General features: G+C 66.4%; 13 protein-coding genes and 1 tRNA gene. 5 read left to right on the top strand and 9 right to left on the bottom strand.

Annotated features, from left to right (window positions below):
- The 4 genes from B9Y97_RS05120 to B9Y97_RS18080 all read right to left on the bottom strand — a co-directional run.
- A partial coding sequence (locus B9Y97_RS05120; RefSeq protein WP_176224308.1) for a vWA domain-containing protein occupies positions 1–749 on the bottom strand: 749 nt, incomplete at its 3' end.
- A gap of 74 nt (positions 750–823) precedes the next feature.
- Entirely contained in the window at positions 824–1,771 is a 948-nt protein-coding gene (locus tag B9Y97_RS05115) for a hypothetical protein (protein ID WP_085525736.1), read from the bottom strand.
- A 12-nt stretch (positions 1,772–1,783) separates the two neighbouring features.
- On the bottom strand, positions 1,784–2,812 hold the full coding sequence (locus B9Y97_RS05110; protein WP_176224307.1) for a DUF3137 domain-containing protein: 1,029 nt from the start codon (positions 2,810–2,812) through the stop codon (positions 1,784–1,786).
- Between the two features lie 40 nt (positions 2,813–2,852).
- Entirely contained in the window at positions 2,853–3,605 is a 753-nt protein-coding gene (locus tag B9Y97_RS18080) for an SH3 domain-containing protein (RefSeq protein ID WP_176224306.1), read from the bottom strand.
- A gap of 472 nt (positions 3,606–4,077) precedes the next feature.
- On the opposite strand from B9Y97_RS18080, the gene ilvD reads away from it, so the two are divergent.
- The 4 genes from ilvD (at position 4,078) to B9Y97_RS05090 (ending at position 10,159) form a co-directional block, all read left to right on the top strand.
- Complete coding sequence (gene ilvD / locus B9Y97_RS05105) at positions 4,078–5,919, top strand: dihydroxy-acid dehydratase (protein ID WP_085525734.1); 1,842 nt, start codon at positions 4,078–4,080, stop codon at positions 5,917–5,919.
- Between the two features lie 79 nt (positions 5,920–5,998).
- On the top strand, positions 5,999–7,792 hold the full coding sequence (locus B9Y97_RS05100) for an ABC transporter transmembrane domain-containing protein (RefSeq protein WP_085525733.1): 1,794 nt from the start codon (positions 5,999–6,001) through the stop codon (positions 7,790–7,792).
- Between the two features lie 90 nt (positions 7,793–7,882).
- Positions 7,883–9,784, top strand: coding sequence for an acyl-CoA synthetase (locus B9Y97_RS05095; protein ID WP_085525732.1), 1,902 nt, complete (start codon positions 7,883–7,885; stop codon positions 9,782–9,784).
- Between the two features lie 12 nt (positions 9,785–9,796).
- Positions 9,797–10,159 carry a TusE/DsrC/DsvC family sulfur relay protein gene (locus B9Y97_RS05090; protein ID WP_085525731.1) on the top strand — a complete coding sequence of 121 codons (363 nt, stop codon included), beginning with the start codon at positions 9,797–9,799 and terminating at the stop codon, positions 10,157–10,159.
- Between the two features lie 108 nt (positions 10,160–10,267).
- Here B9Y97_RS05090 and hisD read toward each other — a convergent pair whose 3' ends face one another.
- From hisD to B9Y97_RS18075, 4 genes are read right to left on the bottom strand one after another with little or no spacing between them, the layout of a single operon-like run.
- Positions 10,268–11,572 carry a histidinol dehydrogenase gene (gene hisD / locus B9Y97_RS05085; protein ID WP_085525730.1) on the bottom strand — a complete coding sequence of 435 codons (1,305 nt, stop codon included), beginning with the start codon at positions 11,570–11,572 and terminating at the stop codon, positions 10,268–10,270.
- A gap of 3 nt (positions 11,573–11,575) precedes the next feature.
- Positions 11,576–12,055: a DUF2948 family protein gene (locus tag B9Y97_RS05080; RefSeq protein WP_085525729.1), complete on the bottom strand. Its 480-nt coding sequence runs from the start codon at positions 12,053–12,055 to the stop codon at positions 11,576–11,578.
- The gene (murA, locus tag B9Y97_RS05075; protein ID WP_085525728.1) at positions 12,052–13,320 is read right to left on the bottom strand and encodes a UDP-N-acetylglucosamine 1-carboxyvinyltransferase; all 1,269 of its coding nucleotides are present in this window, start codon (positions 13,318–13,320) and stop codon (positions 12,052–12,054) included. Before murA ends, B9Y97_RS05080 begins: the two co-directional genes overlap by 4 nt.
- Before the next feature lie 9 nt (positions 13,321–13,329).
- On the bottom strand, positions 13,330–13,479 hold the full coding sequence (locus tag B9Y97_RS18075) for a hypothetical protein (RefSeq protein WP_176224305.1): 150 nt from the start codon (positions 13,477–13,479) through the stop codon (positions 13,330–13,332).
- Positions 13,480–13,566: 87 nt separating this feature from the next.
- Between B9Y97_RS18075 and B9Y97_RS05070 the strand changes: the two genes are divergently transcribed.
- Positions 13,567–13,641 (top strand) — tRNA-Thr (locus B9Y97_RS05070).
- A gap of 269 nt (positions 13,642–13,910) precedes the next feature.
- On the opposite strand, the gene B9Y97_RS05065 is transcribed toward B9Y97_RS05070, so the two are convergent.
- Positions 13,911–15,878 (bottom strand): 3-hydroxyacyl-CoA dehydrogenase NAD-binding domain-containing protein, encoded by a 1,968-nt coding sequence (locus tag B9Y97_RS05065; RefSeq protein ID WP_085525727.1) that lies wholly within the window; start codon positions 15,876–15,878, stop codon positions 13,911–13,913.
- Between the last annotated feature and the right edge of the window lie 83 nt (positions 15,879–15,961).

Below are 15,961 nucleotides of genomic sequence, written 5' to 3'. Positions count from 1 at the left end.
CTCACCTCGAACTCCGATCCGGCCAGCGCGGTGGCAGGCGCGGTGAGGCTCACGTCATACGCGGGTTCCGGCTCTGGTTCCGGCTCAGGCTCCGGTTCCGGTTCCGGTGCGGGTTCGGCCACGGCGGTGCTGACGGCTGCGAAGGCCGCGCCCAGTTCATCGGCATTGCGCGCCGAAAGATACTGGCCGCCGGTGTTCTCGGCGATGCAGGCGAGCGCGCTGGTGTCGGCGTCTCCAAGGCCGAAGCCGACCACGTGCGCGGTGAAGCCGACGCCGGCCTGTTCGAGCGTTTCGGCGAGCGCACATGGGTCGCGGTCACAGCTTTCGACCCCGTCGGAAATCAGCACGACGGTGGCGGGCGTGTCGGTGTAGGAAAGCGCCATCGCGGCCTGCTCCACCGCGCTGGTGAGCGGGGTTTTACCGGTGGGCGTGATCGCGCCGACCCGTGCCAGGATCTCGTCGCGGGTGCCGGTTCCGGGTGCGACGATGGTTTCGATGTCGGAGCAATCGCCGCGGCGACGGTGGCCATAGGCCATGAGACCCACCTGGCGCGTCTCGGCCCAGTCGCCCAGCAGTTCGCCCATCACCTCGCGCGCGATCTCGACCTTGGCGGTGCCGTCGATCTGGCCCCACATCGAATTCGAACCGTCGAAGACGATCATCACTTGTTCTTCGGCGGCGATTGCAGGCGCGGCGAAGCCTGCCCCTGCGAGCAGCACCGCGGCCGCTTTCATTACTGTCCGTTTCATTGCGTGTCCCTCGTTTTCGATTTTCCCGGTCTTCCCAGTCGTCCCTTGAACCGAATCTGTCGTGGTGTCTCCGATCATGGTACACGCCCGTTGCTGAGCGCGCCGATTTCCGTGCCGCCCGCCTCGAGTTGCCCGGCCGAGTCGGCCATCGCCCGGGACAAGGCGGCATCATCGCGCCCGGTCACTTCGCTTTCGGCCTGGGCAAGGATCTTGCCGGACTGAAGGTCGATCACCTGGGCAAAGACGGCGTAACCGTCGGGGTCTTCGAGCGGATGGATCTTGAAGTTGAGCAGCCGGCGCGGTGGGTCGAGATCGCCATCCTCGGCGCGGCAGACCTCGCGAAAGCGCGTCGCTTCGCGGGTGCCGGGCAGGATCGCGTTACCGGTCCCGAGCAGGAAGCTGATGTGCCGGGTCGAGCCCTCGCGCGACTCGGTCGCCACGTCATGGTCCGTCTCGTTGGCGCGATAATAGTCGGACAGCCCGAACTCGGCCGAAGGCGGGGTCAGGCTCCGGCCCGCGAGAAACGCCTGTGCGGCGGAGTTCTCGAGCGAGAAATCCTGGCGCTCGCCGTCGAAGATGCAATCCATGGGCTGCCCTTCGGTTCCCGACACCAGCGTGAGCTTCATCCCGCGTTGGGCCGTCATCCCGCCGCCGGTGGCGACCATCCAGCTGTCGATCAGGCGCGGGGTGAGGGCCGCGAAGTTGAACACCCGCGTGGCCCCGCCGCCCGTGAGCGTTGCCGTCCAGCCGGAGGTGGCCGAGCGGACAAGGTCCATCCGCACCCCCTGGCCGACCATCGCGATCCGGTCGCAGCCTTCGTAGGTTAGATCGACCATGCCCTCGTTGCGGGTGCGGGTGAGCACCACCACGCCCCCCGGCGCGGCGAGGGTCACCGTTCCCGAGACCACGTTGTATCGTCCCTGGCAGGGCAGGGTCTGCGCCTGCGCGGAGGTGGCGAGCAGGGCAAGCCCCGCGAGGGCGCGCGCCGTGTTGCGTGCAAAGGAAGTTACCGAGCGTCTCATCTTTCTGTCCTTTCAGTCGTCTGGATGGTCGCCGTGCAGCCTGTCGATGATCCGCCGCGCCGTGGCGATATCGGCAAAGACTCCATGCAGGTCGTCCTCGATCTCGTCCGCCGGCACGGTGAGCCGGCCCATGGCGAAAAAATCGTCATCACGCTCAAGGGCCATGAAGAACGACTCGTCGTGAAAACCGGCCTCGAGCCCTTGCGCTCCGGGCCTGCCGCTTTCGGCCTCGGCGATGCGCAGGAAACTGTCGAGAAACCCCGGCACCAGCACCTTGCGCGCGGTCTCGGCATCGGCCGCATAGGCGGTGAAGGCCCGGTCGAACGCCTCGTGGCCGGTTTCGATTTTCGGAAGATCACGCCCGGTGGCACCGAACATCTCCATGAGCTTGTTGCCCGGCCCGTAATTGCGCACCAGCAGGATGCGGGTGGGAATGGGCTCGGGCACGCCGACACGCATGAGAAGCCCCTTGAACAGCGTCGTCTCCGACCTGTCGGTGCCGTGCCGGTCGTCGCTCGTCCCGCGGCGCTCCTTCGTCGAGATCAACTCGGCTTCCACGATCTCGAAGGGGGTATCGCGCCACCGGCCTTCCAGTCGGTCCGAAATCTCGGCACGGCTGAAGCGCCGGATAACGCCCAGTTTTTGCATCCGCTCCAGTGGAAAGCCCTTGATCGCCTCGGGATCGAAGCTGATGTCGCCAAGGAAATCGCAGACGTCAGGCATCACGGTTCGCGCGACCGAGCCGCTCCATTTCGCCGCCTGCCGCCGCCAGAGAAGGAGGGCCCCGACCGCGCCGAAGGCGAGAGGGATCGCGAAGCCCGCGATGACACCGCCAATCCCTTGCGTGCCCGTGCCGAAGGTCACGAACAGCAGTCCGAGCGCGGCACCGGCCGCCAGCGCAAGGCCGGCGTGGCGCCTGGCGGTTTTCAGGAGCGCTTGCCGTCGGTTCTCGAGTTCGCTCAGCCGCGGCGCGATCCGGGTTCCGAAGACTTCGGCGAATCCCTTTTCGATCGGTGCGCGCTCGGTGAAACTCATGCTCATGCCTGCTCCAATTCCTGGCCTGGCAGATGGTCTGACTGGGTCAGGGCAGCGTCCAGTCGTCGTGCTCGATCCGCATGATGCGGACCGCAGGCGGATCGAGCGAGGGATCGACCCTGAGGCGAAACACGACCCGCTGTGGCATTCCGAAATTCTCGAAACGCGCATGTACGGTGATCATCCCGCGAAACATTTCGTTCCCGGGCTCGGGAAACACCTCCAACCCGGTGATCTCCGCATCCTGCGCATCGAAGAGCGGGTCGGCCCCGGGGCCTTCGGCCAACCGGTTCACGACATCGGGAAAGAAGTAGCGCCGCGCCGCGGATGGCTGAAGCGGATCGGACGCCCGCCCCTCCATCGCGTCCTGGCGTTGTTGGTAGAGATCCTGCACGAGCCTCACCGCCTCATCCACCAGCGGATCGCCCTGGCTCTGGCCAACGGTGGTGTCTTCAGCGAGGAAACGGGCCGAGACCCAGCCGGACGTGGCGTCTTGCGGGTCTTCCACAAGGCACCAACGCGGCGGCAGGTTTGCCCGCTGTGTTTCGCTCAACGACTGGAACTGGGTAAACGAGAAGTAGGGCACGCAGGTTACGAGCTGGAGCCCGGTGGCGTCGGGGGGCAACGTGGCGATCACGAGGTGATCGGTTCCCGGCCCGGAGCGCATGTTGAGCACGTCATTGGGTGCGACGTCGACGACACGCCAGGCATCGGGGCCGTGTCCGTCCATCTGGGAAAGCGCGGCCGACGGCGCGATGAGCAGTAATCCGATGAGAACATGGCGAAAATGGCGCAGCATAGGAAACCTTCTTTGCGAAAATGCACGGGTCAAAGTGATGAAGTCCGGGCAAGCCTAGCAACCCGACTCGACGCGTGTCAAACGCGCGGAGGCGGGGTCTTGGCGGGCCGGTTGAACTTATCCGGCGCAGTCATCGGGGCGTTGAGGGGCGGTCCTTGCCGGAGGTGCAGGTGCCTGATTTCACGCCGAAACGCAGGATACCAAGTTTGGCGCGCAGGTTGAGGACCTTCATCGCATTTCCGCTTTTCGACAGGCCGGCAGCCGGGTGCGCCGGGCCTGCTTTCGAGATGGCACCGATCACGCGGGCTGTCGATGACGGGGATCAAGTCGGATGATGTCCGGGGCCGAGGTTCGTGCGCGCAAGGTGTGGGCCTCATTTCGGCAAGCGCGCCCGTGCGGCTCACGAAGCCGTCATTGCCCTTCTGCCCGCTCCTGCGCTAGACACGCGGGGATACCGAAGGAGTGCCCCGACATGCCCCATTACCGTTCGCGCAAATCCACCCATGGCCGCAACATGGCCGGGGCCCGTGGCCTCTGGCGCGCCACCGGGATGACCGACGAGGATTTCGGCAAGCCGATCATCGCCGTGGTCAACAGCTTCACCCAGTTCGTGCCCGGCCACGTGCACCTCAAGGACATGGGCCAGCTTGTGGCGCGCGAGATCGAGAAGGCGGGCGGCGTGGCGAAGGAGTTCAACACCATCGCCATCGACGACGGCATCGCCATGGGGCATGACGGCATGCTCTACTCGCTGCCCTCGCGCGAAGTGATCGCCGACAGCGTGGAATACATGCTCAACGGCCATTCCGCCGATGCGATGGTCTGTATCTCGAATTGCGACAAGATCACGCCGGGCATGATGATGGCGGCGATGCGGCTCAATATCCCCGTTGTCTTCGTGTCGGGCGGGCCGATGGAGGCCGGCAAGATCAGCCCGGACGTGATCGACCATGACCTCGACCTTGTCGATGCGATGGTCGCGGCCGCGGATGACAAGTACACCGACGAACAGGTGCTCGCGATCGAACAGAACGCCTGCCCGACCTGCGGCTCCTGCTCGGGCATGTTCACGGCGAACTCGATGAACTCGCTCGCCGAGGCGCTGGGAATCGCGCTTCCGGGCAACGGCTCGATGCTGGCCACGCATGCCGACCGCGAGGCGCTGTTCAAGGAGGCCGGGCGGCTGATCGTCGAGATCACCAAGGCGCATTACAAAGAAGAAAAGCCGGGGATGCTGCCGCGCGACATCGCCTCCTTCAAGGCCTTCGAGAACGCCATGAGCCTCGACATCGCGATGGGCGGATCGACGAACACGGTGCTGCACCTCCTGGCCATCGCCCACGAGGGAAAAGTGAACTTCACCATGGACGATATCGACCGGTTGAGCCGCAAAGTGCCGGTTTTGTGCAAGGTGGCCCCCGCCAAGCAGGACGTGCACATGGAAGACGTGCACCGCGCCGGGGGAATTTTCGGCATCCTTGGCGAGATGTTGCGGGCGGGCCTTCTGCACGGCGAGGTGCCTACCGTGCACAGCGCCACGATGGCCGAGGCGATCGCCAAGTGGGACGTGATGACCGCGAACGATCCGGCCGTCGAGACCTTCTACCGCGCCGCCCCGGGCGGGGTGCGCACCACCCAGGCGTTCTCGACGCAGAACCGCTACAAGGATCTCGACCGTGACCGCAAGACGGGTGCGATCCGCGCGGTCGACCATGCCTTCAGCAAGGATGGCGGGCTTGCGGTGCTGTTCGGCAATATCGCCGAGGACGGCTGCATCGTGAAAACCGCGGGCGTGGATGACAGTATCCTGACATTCACCGGCACTGCCCGTGTCTTCGAGAGCCAGGACAGCGCGGTGAGCGGTATTCTCGGCGGCAAGGTCAAGGCCGGCGACGTGGTGGTGATCAGCTACGAGGGGCCGCAGGGCGGACCGGGGATGCAGGAAATGCTCTATCCCACCTCCTACATCAAGTCGAAGGGCCTTGGTGCCGCCTGCGCGCTGCTCACCGACGGGCGCTTCTCGGGCGGCACCTCGGGGCTGTCGATAGGTCACGTCAGCCCGGAGGCCGCCGAGGGCGGGCTGATCGGGCTGGTGGAAGACGGCGACACCATCGAAATTGACATTCCCGCGCGCACGATCCACCTCGCGGTGGACGAAGCCGAGATCGAACGCCGCCGCGCGGCCAAGGGTCCGCTGCCCTGGGGGCCTTCGGAAGTGCGCACGCGCGAGGTCTCGACCGCGCTCAAGGCCTACGCGATGCTGGCCTCCTCCGCCGCCAAAGGTGCCGTGCGGAAGTTGCCGGGCGAGGATTGATGCTGTGACCGTTTCGCGCTTGTGCTTGCCGACAGGCTGCGTGCCGGTTATCTGACCGGCAACGGAGAGGATAGCGGTAATGGCGCCACGCGGCGAGGCGAACAGAGAAGAGCGCGAAAAGTCCAAGCGGATCGGCGCGCTGGGCGAACTTTGGCCTTTCGTGCGTCCTTACAAGGGCCTGCTCGGGGCGGCGCTGGTCGCGCTGGTCTTCACCGCGGCAATCTCGCTGGTCATGCCGGTGGCCGTGCGCCGGGTGGTCGATGGCTTCACCGAGTCCGAACTGGTGATGCTCGACCAGTATTTCTTGTTCGCGCTCGGCATCGCCGTGCTGCTCGCCTTCGGCACCGGCCTGCGCTACTACCTTGTCACCCGGCTCGGCGAGCGGGTGGTGGCCGATATCCGCGAGGCGGTGTTTTCCCGCGTGATCGGGCTCAGCCCGGCCTTCTACGAGCGGATCATGACCGGCGAGGTGCTCAGCCGGATCACCACCGACACCACCCTGATTCTCAGCGTGATCGGCTCATCGGTTTCGGTGGCGCTGCGCAACGTGCTGATCCTGATCGGCGGCATGATCATGCTGATGCTCACCTCGGCCAAGCTCACCGGGCTGGTGCTGCTGCTGGTGCCTGCCGTGGTGGTGCCGATCATCGTGCTCGGGCGTCGCTTGCGGGTTCTGGGCCGCGAAAACCAGGACTGGATCGCGCGCTCCTCCGGCAATGCCTCCGAGGCGCTGCTGAGCGTGCAGACGGTGCAGGCCTTCACCCACGAAGAGCCCTCGCGCGCGGAGTTCCGCGAGGTGACGGAGGAAAGTTTCCGCTCGGCAGAAAAGCGAATCGGAACCCGCGCGCTGATGACGGTGATCGTGATCACGCTGATCTTTTCCGGCGTGGTCGGCGTGCTCTGGGTCGGGATGCGCGATGTGACCGGCGGCAGCATGACGATCGGCGCACTGGTGCAGTTCGTGATCTACGCGATGATGACGGCGGGCTCGGTGGGCGCGCTGAGCGAGATCTGGTCGGAGCTTCAGCGCGCGGCGGGTGCCACCGAGCGACTGGTGGAATTGCTCACCGCCGAAGACGCGGTGCGCGATCCGGCCATGCCGCGCAAGGTGCCCGAAACCGTGGAGGGCGACATCCGCTTCGAGACGGTCACCTTCCGCTACCCGGCCCGGCCCGACCACCTTGCGCTGGACCACGTGGATCTGCACGTGAAGCCCGGCGAGACCGTGGCGTTGGTCGGCCCCTCGGGCGCGGGCAAGACGACGATCATCCAGCTTCTGCAACGTTTCTATGACCCGAGCGAGGGCGCGGTGAAGATCGACGGGATCGACCTGCGCGAGATGTCGCGGCCCGATTTCCGGCGCAAGATCGCGCTGGTGCCGCAAGACGCCGTGGTTTTCGCCACCACGGCGCGCGAAAACATCCGCTTTGGCCGGCTCGATGCCACCGATGCCGAGGTCGAGGCCGCGGCCCGCGCCGCCGCCGCGCATGACTTCCTGCAAAAGCTCCCAGACGGCTACGACACCTATGTCGGCGAGCGCGGGGTGATGCTTTCGGGTGGGCAGAAACAGCGCATCGCCATCGCCCGTGCGATCCTGCGCGACGCCCCGATCCTGCTGCTCGACGAGGCCACCAGCGCGCTCGACGCGGAAAGCGAGCGCGCGGTGCAGCACGCGGTCGACGAAATGGCGAAGGACCGCACCACCCTGATCATCGCCCACCGGCTGGCGACGGTGAAGAAGGCCGACCGGATCGTTGTGTTCGAGGATGGCCGGATCGTGGCGCAGGGCAGCCACGACGATCTGGTGGCCGAGGACGGGCTTTATGCCCGCCTTGCCCGGCTTCAGTTCACCGACGGAATCGCGGCGGAGTAACGCAGGGTTACGACCACGTCAGACTTGCGAGCGCGCGCCAGTTCGACCATCCTTTCCGAAACGGCCAGAAGTGCCGCAGGGGAGGAACGAATGCCGCGCTATGCCTATGATCAACCGTCCGACCGCGATGCCGTCGAGAATGAAAAAACCTGGGATTCCCGCAACAACCCGGTGACCGTCTACGAGCTTCTGAAGAAGACGGCGGATGCGCAGGGGTCGAAGAATGCGGTCTCGTTCCAGATCCTGTCGGGGCCGAAGGACAAGGCCGAAACCCTGTCGTGGCGGCAGTTGCACGACAAATCGGTGCAGGCGGCCAACCTGTTCCGGTCGCTTGGCGTCGGCGAGACCGACGTGGTGGCTTTCATCTTGCCGAACGCGAACGAAACGCTCCTCGCGCTGATCGGCGGCATGATCGCGGGGGTGGTCAACCCGATCAACCCGTTGCTCGACGCCGACCAGATCAGTGCGATCCTGCGCGAGACCGGGGCCAAGGTGGTGGTGACGCTCAAGGGCTTCCCGAAGACCGACGTGGGCCAGAAGGCGCATGAGGCGGTGGCCAAGGCACCGAACGTGACCGATGTGCTGGAGGTCGATCTCAACCGCTACCTCACCTTCCCGAAAAACCTCATCGTGCCGCTGATCCGGCCCAAGGTGAAACCGACGCACAGGGCGCGCGTGCAGGATTTCAACGCCGCCATCGCGGGCCAGAACACCACGCTCGATTTCGCCGATGGCGGGGAAGACCGGGTGGCGGCCTATTTCCACACCGGTGGCACCACCGGGATGCCGAAGGTGGCGCAGCACAAGTATTCCGGCATCGTCTACAACGGCTGGCTCGGGGCGAACCTCTTGTTCGATCCTGATGACAACATCATCTGCCCGCTGCCGCTGTTCCACGTCTTCGCGGTGCACGTGGTGTTCATGGCGGTGCTGACCGCCGGGGCGCACGTGGTGTTCCCGACGCCCGCGGGCTACCGGGGCGAAGGAGTGTTCGACAACTTCTGGAAGCTGGTCGAGCGCTGGAAGATCAACTTCATCATCACCGTGCCCACCGCGATCTCCGCGATGATGCAGCGCCCGGTCGATGCCGACGTATCGTCGCTCAAGGTGGCGTTCTCGGGTTCGGCACCGCTGCCGGTGGAATTGTTCAACCGTTTCGAGAAGGCCACCGGCGTGACGCTTGTGGAGGGCTACGGGCTGACCGAGGCGACCTGCCTCGTCTCCTGCAATCCGCTGGGTGAAGGCAAGAAGAAAATCGGGTCGGTCGGCGTGCCTTTCCCCTACACCGACGTGAAGATCCTGCAATGCGACGGTGACGGCGTGGTGCTCAAGGAATGCGGGGTCGACGAGGTGGGCGAGATCTGCGTTGCCAACCCCGGCGTGTTCACCGGCAGCACCTATACCGACGCGGCCAAGAACAAGGGGCTGTTTGCCGCCGGCACACACCTGCGCACCGGTGACCTCGGCCGGATCGACGAGGACGGCTATCTCTGGATCACCGGCCGTGCGAAAGACCTCATCATCCGTGGCGGCCACAATATCGACCCGGCCGAGATCGAGGAGGTATTGGCGGGGCACCCGGCGGTGGCCTTCGCCGGCGCGATCGGCCAGCCGGATGCCTTCTCCGGCGAGATCCCCTGCGCCTATGTCGAACTGGTGTCGGGGGCGACGGTGACGTCGGACGAACTGCTCGCCTATGCCAGGGAACACATCCACGAGCGCGCGGCAGTGCCGAAATACATCGGCATCCTCGACGAGTTGCCGAAAACCGCGGTGGGCAAGGTGTTCAAGCCCGAACTCCGGCGCGATGCGATCACCCGGGTCTACAACACGGCGCTGGAGGGCGCGGGGATCAACGCCCATGTCGCCGAGGTGGTGGAATCGAAGAAGCTCGGCCTCGTGGCGCGGCTGAAGGCCACCGGCGAGGTGGACTACGAAGAGGTCAAGCATGTGCTCGGCGAGTTTACCCGACCCTTCGAGTGGATGGACTAGGCAGGCAGGGCGATGCGCGCGGTTCCCGAAGATCCGATCACGTTGACGCTGCTGTCCGGGGCGCGATTCCGGGTGGACGGGCATGGCTACCTTGCGGATCCGAACGACTGGACCGAGGATTTCGCGGACTACACCGCGCGCGAAGAGGGGATTGAATTGACCCCTCGACACTGGGAGCTGATCCGCTGGATCCGTGCCGAGGAGGCCGATCACGGGGTGATGCCGGATGCGCGCTTCGCGATGAAGTTTCTCGGCGGCGCGCAGGGCAAGCAGGCCGGGCGCGAGGAACTTTTCGCGCTGTTTCCCTATGGCTACGTCAAGCAGGCGATCAAGATCGCGGGGATGCGCCAGCCGCGGGCCTGGTCGACGGGCTAGGCGCAAGGGTTTCGCCCCGGGCTTTGCCCGGAGCGACCGGGCGGGGGGCGCTGCCCCCCGCACCCCCCGGAGTATTTTACCCAAGAAAAAGGGGCGGGGGCGTGGTTTTCAGCCCTCGTTGAGCTTGTCGAGCCGGGCGCGCACCGAGAGGCCGTGGGCTTCGAGGCTTTCCGATTTCGCCAGCGTTTCCGCCGCCGGGCCGATTGCCTTGAGCGCGCCGGGTGTCATTTTCGCGATGGTCGTGCGCTTGAGAAAATCGAGCGTCGAGAGGCCGGAGGAAAACCGCGCCGAGCGCGCCGTGGGCAACACGTGGTTGGGGCCGCTGACGTAATCGCCCACCGCCTCCGGGGTCCATGCGCCGAGAAAGAGCGCACCGGCGTGGTTGACCTTCGCCGCCAGCGCATCGGGATCGGCGACGCAAAGCTCGAGGTGTTCGGGGGCGATCCGGTCGGAAAGCCGGGCGGCTTCTTCGAGGTCTGCCACCGTGATCACCGCGCCGAAATCGCGCCAGCTTGCGCCGGCGATGGCGCGCCGCTCAAGTGTTTCCAGCCGGGTGTCCACCGCCCTGGCCACCGCGCGGCCGAAGGCCTCATCGTCGGTGATCAGGATGGATTGCGCGCTTTCGTCGTGCTCGGCCTGGCTCATCAGGTCGAGCGCGAGGAAATCGGGGTCGTTGTCGGCATCGGCAATCACCAGGATCTCGGACGGACCGGCGATCATGTCGATCCCGACCTTGCCGAACACCCGCCGCTTGGCCGCCGCGACGAAGGCGTTGCCGGGGCCGGTGATCTTGTCGACCGGCGCGATGCTCTCGGTGCCATAGGCCAGAGCGGCGATCGCCTGCGCTCCGCCGACGCGGTAGACCTCGTCGACCCCCGCGATCTCGGCGGCGAGCAGCACCAGCGGATTCACCACGCCGTCGGGGGTGGGCACGGTGATGGCGAGGCGTTTCACGCCGGCGACCTTGGCAGGCACCGCGTTCATCAGCACCGAGGAAGGATAGGACGCCAGCCCGCCCGGCACGTAAAGCCCGGCGGCGGAAACCGGCGTCCAGCGCCAGCCGAGGGTGGCACCGTCGGGGTCGGTCCAGAGGTCGTCGTCGGGCATCTGGCGGACGTGGTAGGCGCGGATACGGTCGGCGGCGAGTTCCAGCGCGTCGCGCTCCTGCGGCGACACCTTGGCCACCAGCGCGGCGATCTCCTCGGGGCCGAAGCGCATCGTCTCGGGGGTGAGGGCGAGGTGGTCGAACCTTTCGGTGAGTTCGATCACCGCCGCATCGCCTCGCTTGCGCACATCGGCGATGATGTCGGCCACGATCTCGTCGACATCGGGGCTGTCTTCGCGCTTGGCACCGAGCAGGGCGGTAAACCGCGCCTCGAAATCGGCGTCGCGGGTATTGAGGAATTGCGCCATGGGTTACTCCGGGTGCCGCGGGGTCTTGCGCGAAGGCGCAAGGTAGGGGCGGGTCACATCCTGAAGCGTCACGTCGAGCGCCTCGACGTCGAGCGCGATGGTTCCGTCGCCCGCGAGGGTGAACATGACGCGCCCGGTGCCATCTTCGCCCGGCTCGAAGGAGATGGACAGAAGCGACAATACGAGATCCTTCTCGCCCCGGTCGATCCCCTGGGATTGCACTTTCTGCACATCCGACACAACGAGCACGGATTGCACCCGTTCCACCGGGCGGCGGCGGCGGGCGGCCTTTTCGACGTCTTCCCAGCGAAAGCGGTTGAGCAACAGGGCGAAGCGCCGGCGCCCCGGCTGCCAGCTCATCTCGGTGATCGGAAACACCGCGTCCTGCGCCAGCGCCGAGATCACGGCGAGATCGTCGCCATCGAGCGCCTTCAGGCGGACCGGCGCTTCGCCGCCGTCTTCGAATCTTGCGTCTTCGGTCATGTGCCCTTCACCCGTTCGATCTTTGCACCCACGCCGGAGAGCTTGCGGACAACGTGCTCATAGCCCCGGTCGAGGTGATAGACGCGGCTTACCACGGTTTCACCCTCGGCGGCGAGGCCTGCGAGAATGAGGCTGACGCTGGCGCGCAGATCGGTGGCCATCACCGGCGCCCCCTTGAGGCGCTCGACCCCGGTGACCCGCGCGGTGCCGCCTTGCACCTCGATCTCCGCGCCCATCCGCACCAGTTCGGGCGCGTGCATGAAGCGGTTCTCGAAGATCGTTTCGTGCAGCGTACTCACGCCTTGCGCGGTGGTCAGCAGCGCCATCATCTGGGCCTGGAGATCGGTGGGGAAGCCGGGGAACACTTCGGTGGTCACGTCCACCGCGCGCACCCGGCCGCCGTCGTGGCGTACGCGCAACCCGCGCCCGGTTTCCTCGACCGAAACCCCCGCCTCGGCGAGCTTGTCGACGAAGCTTGCCACGAGATCGAGCGTGCCGCCGAGGCATTCCACGTCGCCACCGGCGATCACCGGGGCGAGCATGTAGGTGCCCAGTTCGATCCGGTCGGTGACCACGCGGTGAGTGGCCCCGCCGAGACGATCGACGCCCTGGATCTCGATCCGGTCGGTGCCCGCGCCCTCGATCTGCGCCCCCATCGCGTTGAGGCAGCGGGCGAGATCGACGATCTCGGGCTCGCGCGCGGCGTTGGAAATCACCGTGCTGCCCTTGGCGAGCGTCGCCGCCATCATCAGGTTTTCGGTGGCCCCGACCGAGGGAAAGGCGAGGTCGATCACCGCGCCTTTCAGCCCGCCCGGGGCCTTGGCATGCAGGTAGCCGTCCTTCAGGTCGATCACCGCCCCGAGCTTTTCCAACCCGTCGATGTGAATGTCCATCGGCCGCGCCCCGATTGCGCAACCGCCGGGGAGCGACACCTCGGCGTGCCCCGCGCGCGCCAGCAGCGGCCCGAGCACGAGGTTGGAGGCGCGCATCTTGCGCACGATGTCGTAGTCGGCCCGCGTCGAGGTCAGATCATGGCTCGACAGCGCCAGCACCTTGTCGTTTTGCAGGCTGGCGGCATCGGCGCCAAGCGATTGCAGGAGCACGGTCATCGTTGCGATGTCGGACAGGCGCGGCGCATTTGTCAGGATCAGCGGCTCTTCCGAGAGCAGCGTGGCCGGCATCAATGCGAGGCAGGCGTTTTTTGCGCCCGCAATGGGGATTTCCCCGTTCAGCGGGCCATTGCCCGTAACCACGATAGAATCCATGCCGCCTCTCTATTTTTCTTTGTTTGTTCTTGTTGCGTCGTCGCGCGCCCTGACCTGCGCCTTGCGCCGGGCCATGTTGGCCTTCAGCGCCGATTTCAGCCGTTCCTCGCGCGGAGCGGGCTTCTTCTTCGGTTGGTCGGAGGCGGCTTTGCGGTTCATGCCGCTCTCTCTAACCCGTTGGGCAAAAGGCGTCCAGATTGCGCTTGCGCCCTCGGCGAAATGCGTCTAATCAGCCGCCCACGGTTCGCCGCAGTAGCTCAGTGGTAGAGCGCACCCTTGGTAAGGGTGAGGTCGGGAGTTCAATCCTCCCCTGCGGCACCATTTGATCCGATATCGTCCCTGTTTTTCAATGGCTGGTGTCGGGTATTCATATCCCCACACGCCCTTTTGACCACCCTTCGCCTTGTGAACCAGCTCGCCGTCGCGCCGCATTCTCGGTTGCGACCAGAATAGCCAACTTCATAGGTTCAGCAGCACGACAACTGGTCTCGTCAATCCGGGCTGAGGACCGTCTCCTCCGCCACATTCAGAGACTTGATCCGTCCAAGGGCCCTTCGGTGGATTGCCGGTCGAACACCGCGGTGCGGCGGTTATGCCGGCGTGGTGCCGGCGCGACCGGCGAGGAACATCGGCCCGCCCAGCCAGCGGGGGAAGCCGTAGGCATTCACCATGACCACGTCGATATCGGCCCCGTTGCGGGCGATCCCCTCCGCCAGCACCTTTTCGCCCTCGGATTGCATCGTGCGCAGAATCCGATCCATGATCTCATCGGCCGAAAACGCCTTTCGGGTGATCCCCTTGCGGCGGGAATCCGACAGGATCAGCGCCTCGACCTCCGGATCGGGAAGCGCTGTGCCATTCTCGTAGAGATACCAGCCGCGCCCGGTCTTGCGGCCGAAATGGCCCCGTTCGCACAGCTTGTCGGCGATTTCCACGTAGCGCTGCGCGGGGTCGCGCGTCGCGGCCTGCCGCTTGCGCATGGCCCAGGAGATGTCGAGCCCGGCGAGGTCCTGCATCTGGAACATGCCCATCGGCAGGCCGAAACCGGTCATCGCGGCGTCGATCTCCCAGGGCAGGGCACCATCCTCCAGCATGTATTCGCACTCGCGCCGGTAGGCCGACATGATCCGGTTGGCGATGAAGCCGTCGCAAATGCCGGCGAACACGGCGATCTTCTTCAGCCGGCCGGCTAGGGCCACCCCGGTGGCAAGCACATCGTCGGCGACCTTGGCCGGCACGACGATTTCGAGGAGTTTCATGATGTGGGCGGGCGAGAAGAAATGCAGCCCGAGCACGCGCGACGGGTTCGCGACCGCGCAGGCGATCTCGTCGACGTCGAGGTAGGAGGTATTGGTTGCGAGGACCGCGTCGGGGCGCGTCGACGCATCAAGGGCGCGGAACACCTGTTTCTTGACCTCCATGTCCTCGAACACCGCTTCGATCACGATGTCGGCCCGGTCGAGGACATCATAGCCGGCGGTGGCGCGGAACGCGGAGATCATCGCGGCGTGCTGCCGGTCGGAGATCACGCCGCGCTGGCGCGAGCCGTCGAGAATGCCCGCGACCCTGGCGCGCCCGGCCTCGGCCGCGGCCGTATCGCGTTCCACCATGATCACGCCGAGGCCCGCCAGCAGCCCGGCCGCGGCGATGCCGGCGCCCATCGTGCCGCCGCCGATGACGGCGATGCTTGTGCAGGGGCGCGGCGCGACGTTTTTCAGCCGGTCGATCCGGGTGGTGTCGCGCTCGGCGAGATAGACGTGGCGCAGGGCTTCCGCCTGCGGGTCGTCCCTGAGGGCGAGGAAGGTTGCCCGTTCGGCGTCGAGCGCCTGCTCGGCTGGCAGATCAAGGGCATTGAAGATCGCCGCGGCGGCGGCGCCGGGAGAGGTCTGCCCGCCCGCCCGGGCCCGGATCTTCGCGGCCCTGGCGTCCAGCGCAGCCCTGTCGTCGGGTTGCCGCACCGCCCGTGCCAGCGTTGCGGTCCAGGCGCTGTCGCGGGCGGCCTGCGCGGCCCGACGCCTCGCCTGTTCGAGCAGGTCGCCATCGGCAAGCGCATCCACCAGACCCGCTTCCTGCGCCATCACGGCAGGGATCGGCTTGCCGCCGGCCGCCATGTCCATCGCCAGTTCGGCGCGCACGAGGCGTGGCAGGCGCACCGTGCCGCCCGCCCCCGGGATCAGGCCGAGCGTGACCTCGGGCAGGCCGAGGCGCGCCTGCCGGTCGGCCACCCGCAGGTGGCAGGCCATCGCCAGTTCCAGCCCGCCCCCGAGGGCGGTGCCGTGAATCGCGGCGACCCAGGGTTTCGGGCAGGTCTCGATGCGGTGCAGAACGTCGGGCAAGTGCGGCGTCCGGAGCGGCTGGCCGAATTCGCCGATATCGGCCCCGGCGGCGAATGTCTCGCCGGCGCACCGCAGCACCACCGCCTCCACGCCCGGGTCGCCTTCGATCGCATCGACCGCCCGAACCAGCCCTTCGCGCACCGCGCGGTTCAGGGCGTTGCAAGGAGGATTGTCTATCGTGACGGTGGCCATGCCGCTTTCGGTGGTGATCGAAACGCTCATTCCGGCGCCCCCAGCAAGGTTTGAAACAGCGTACATGGCGGGCGCTCGTGCCCGTCAGTCACATCGAAATGGTGCCGTCCCGG

It is taken from the genome of Maritimibacter sp. HL-12 (genome assembly GCF_900177545.1).
Classification (GTDB): domain Bacteria; phylum Pseudomonadota; class Alphaproteobacteria; order Rhodobacterales; family Rhodobacteraceae; genus Sinisalibacter.
This window is presented reverse-complemented; position numbering and strand designations above follow the sequence as displayed.

Excerpts from the sequence above, each read along its gene's own strand:
- B9Y97_RS05115 (WP_085525736.1), bottom strand. The coding sequence starts at position 1,771 with ATGAGACGCTCGGTAACTTCCTTTGCACGCAACACGGCGCGCGCCCTC.
- B9Y97_RS05110 (WP_176224307.1), bottom strand. The coding sequence starts at position 2,812 with ATGAGCATGAGTTTCACCGAGCGCGCACCGATCGAAAAGGGATTCGCC.
- B9Y97_RS18080 (WP_176224306.1), bottom strand. The coding sequence starts at position 3,605 with ATGCTGCGCCATTTTCGCCATGTTCTCATCGGATTACTGCTCATCGCG.
- ilvD (WP_085525734.1), top strand. The coding sequence starts at position 4,078 with ATGCCCCATTACCGTTCGCGCAAATCCACCCATGGCCGCAACATGGCC.
- B9Y97_RS05100 (WP_085525733.1), top strand. The coding sequence starts at position 5,999 with ATGGCGCCACGCGGCGAGGCGAACAGAGAAGAGCGCGAAAAGTCCAAG.
- B9Y97_RS05095 (WP_085525732.1), top strand. The coding sequence starts at position 7,883 with ATGCCGCGCTATGCCTATGATCAACCGTCCGACCGCGATGCCGTCGAG.
- B9Y97_RS05090 (WP_085525731.1), top strand. The coding sequence starts at position 9,797 with ATGCGCGCGGTTCCCGAAGATCCGATCACGTTGACGCTGCTGTCCGGG.
- hisD (WP_085525730.1), bottom strand. The coding sequence starts at position 11,572 with ATGGCGCAATTCCTCAATACCCGCGACGCCGATTTCGAGGCGCGGTTT.
- B9Y97_RS05080 (WP_085525729.1), bottom strand. The coding sequence starts at position 12,055 with ATGACCGAAGACGCAAGATTCGAAGACGGCGGCGAAGCGCCGGTCCGC.
- murA (WP_085525728.1), bottom strand. The coding sequence starts at position 13,320 with ATGGATTCTATCGTGGTTACGGGCAATGGCCCGCTGAACGGGGAAATC.
- B9Y97_RS18075 (WP_176224305.1), bottom strand. The coding sequence starts at position 13,479 with ATGAACCGCAAAGCCGCCTCCGACCAACCGAAGAAGAAGCCCGCTCCG.
- B9Y97_RS05065 (WP_085525727.1), bottom strand. The coding sequence starts at position 15,878 with ATGAGCGTTTCGATCACCACCGAAAGCGGCATGGCCACCGTCACGATA.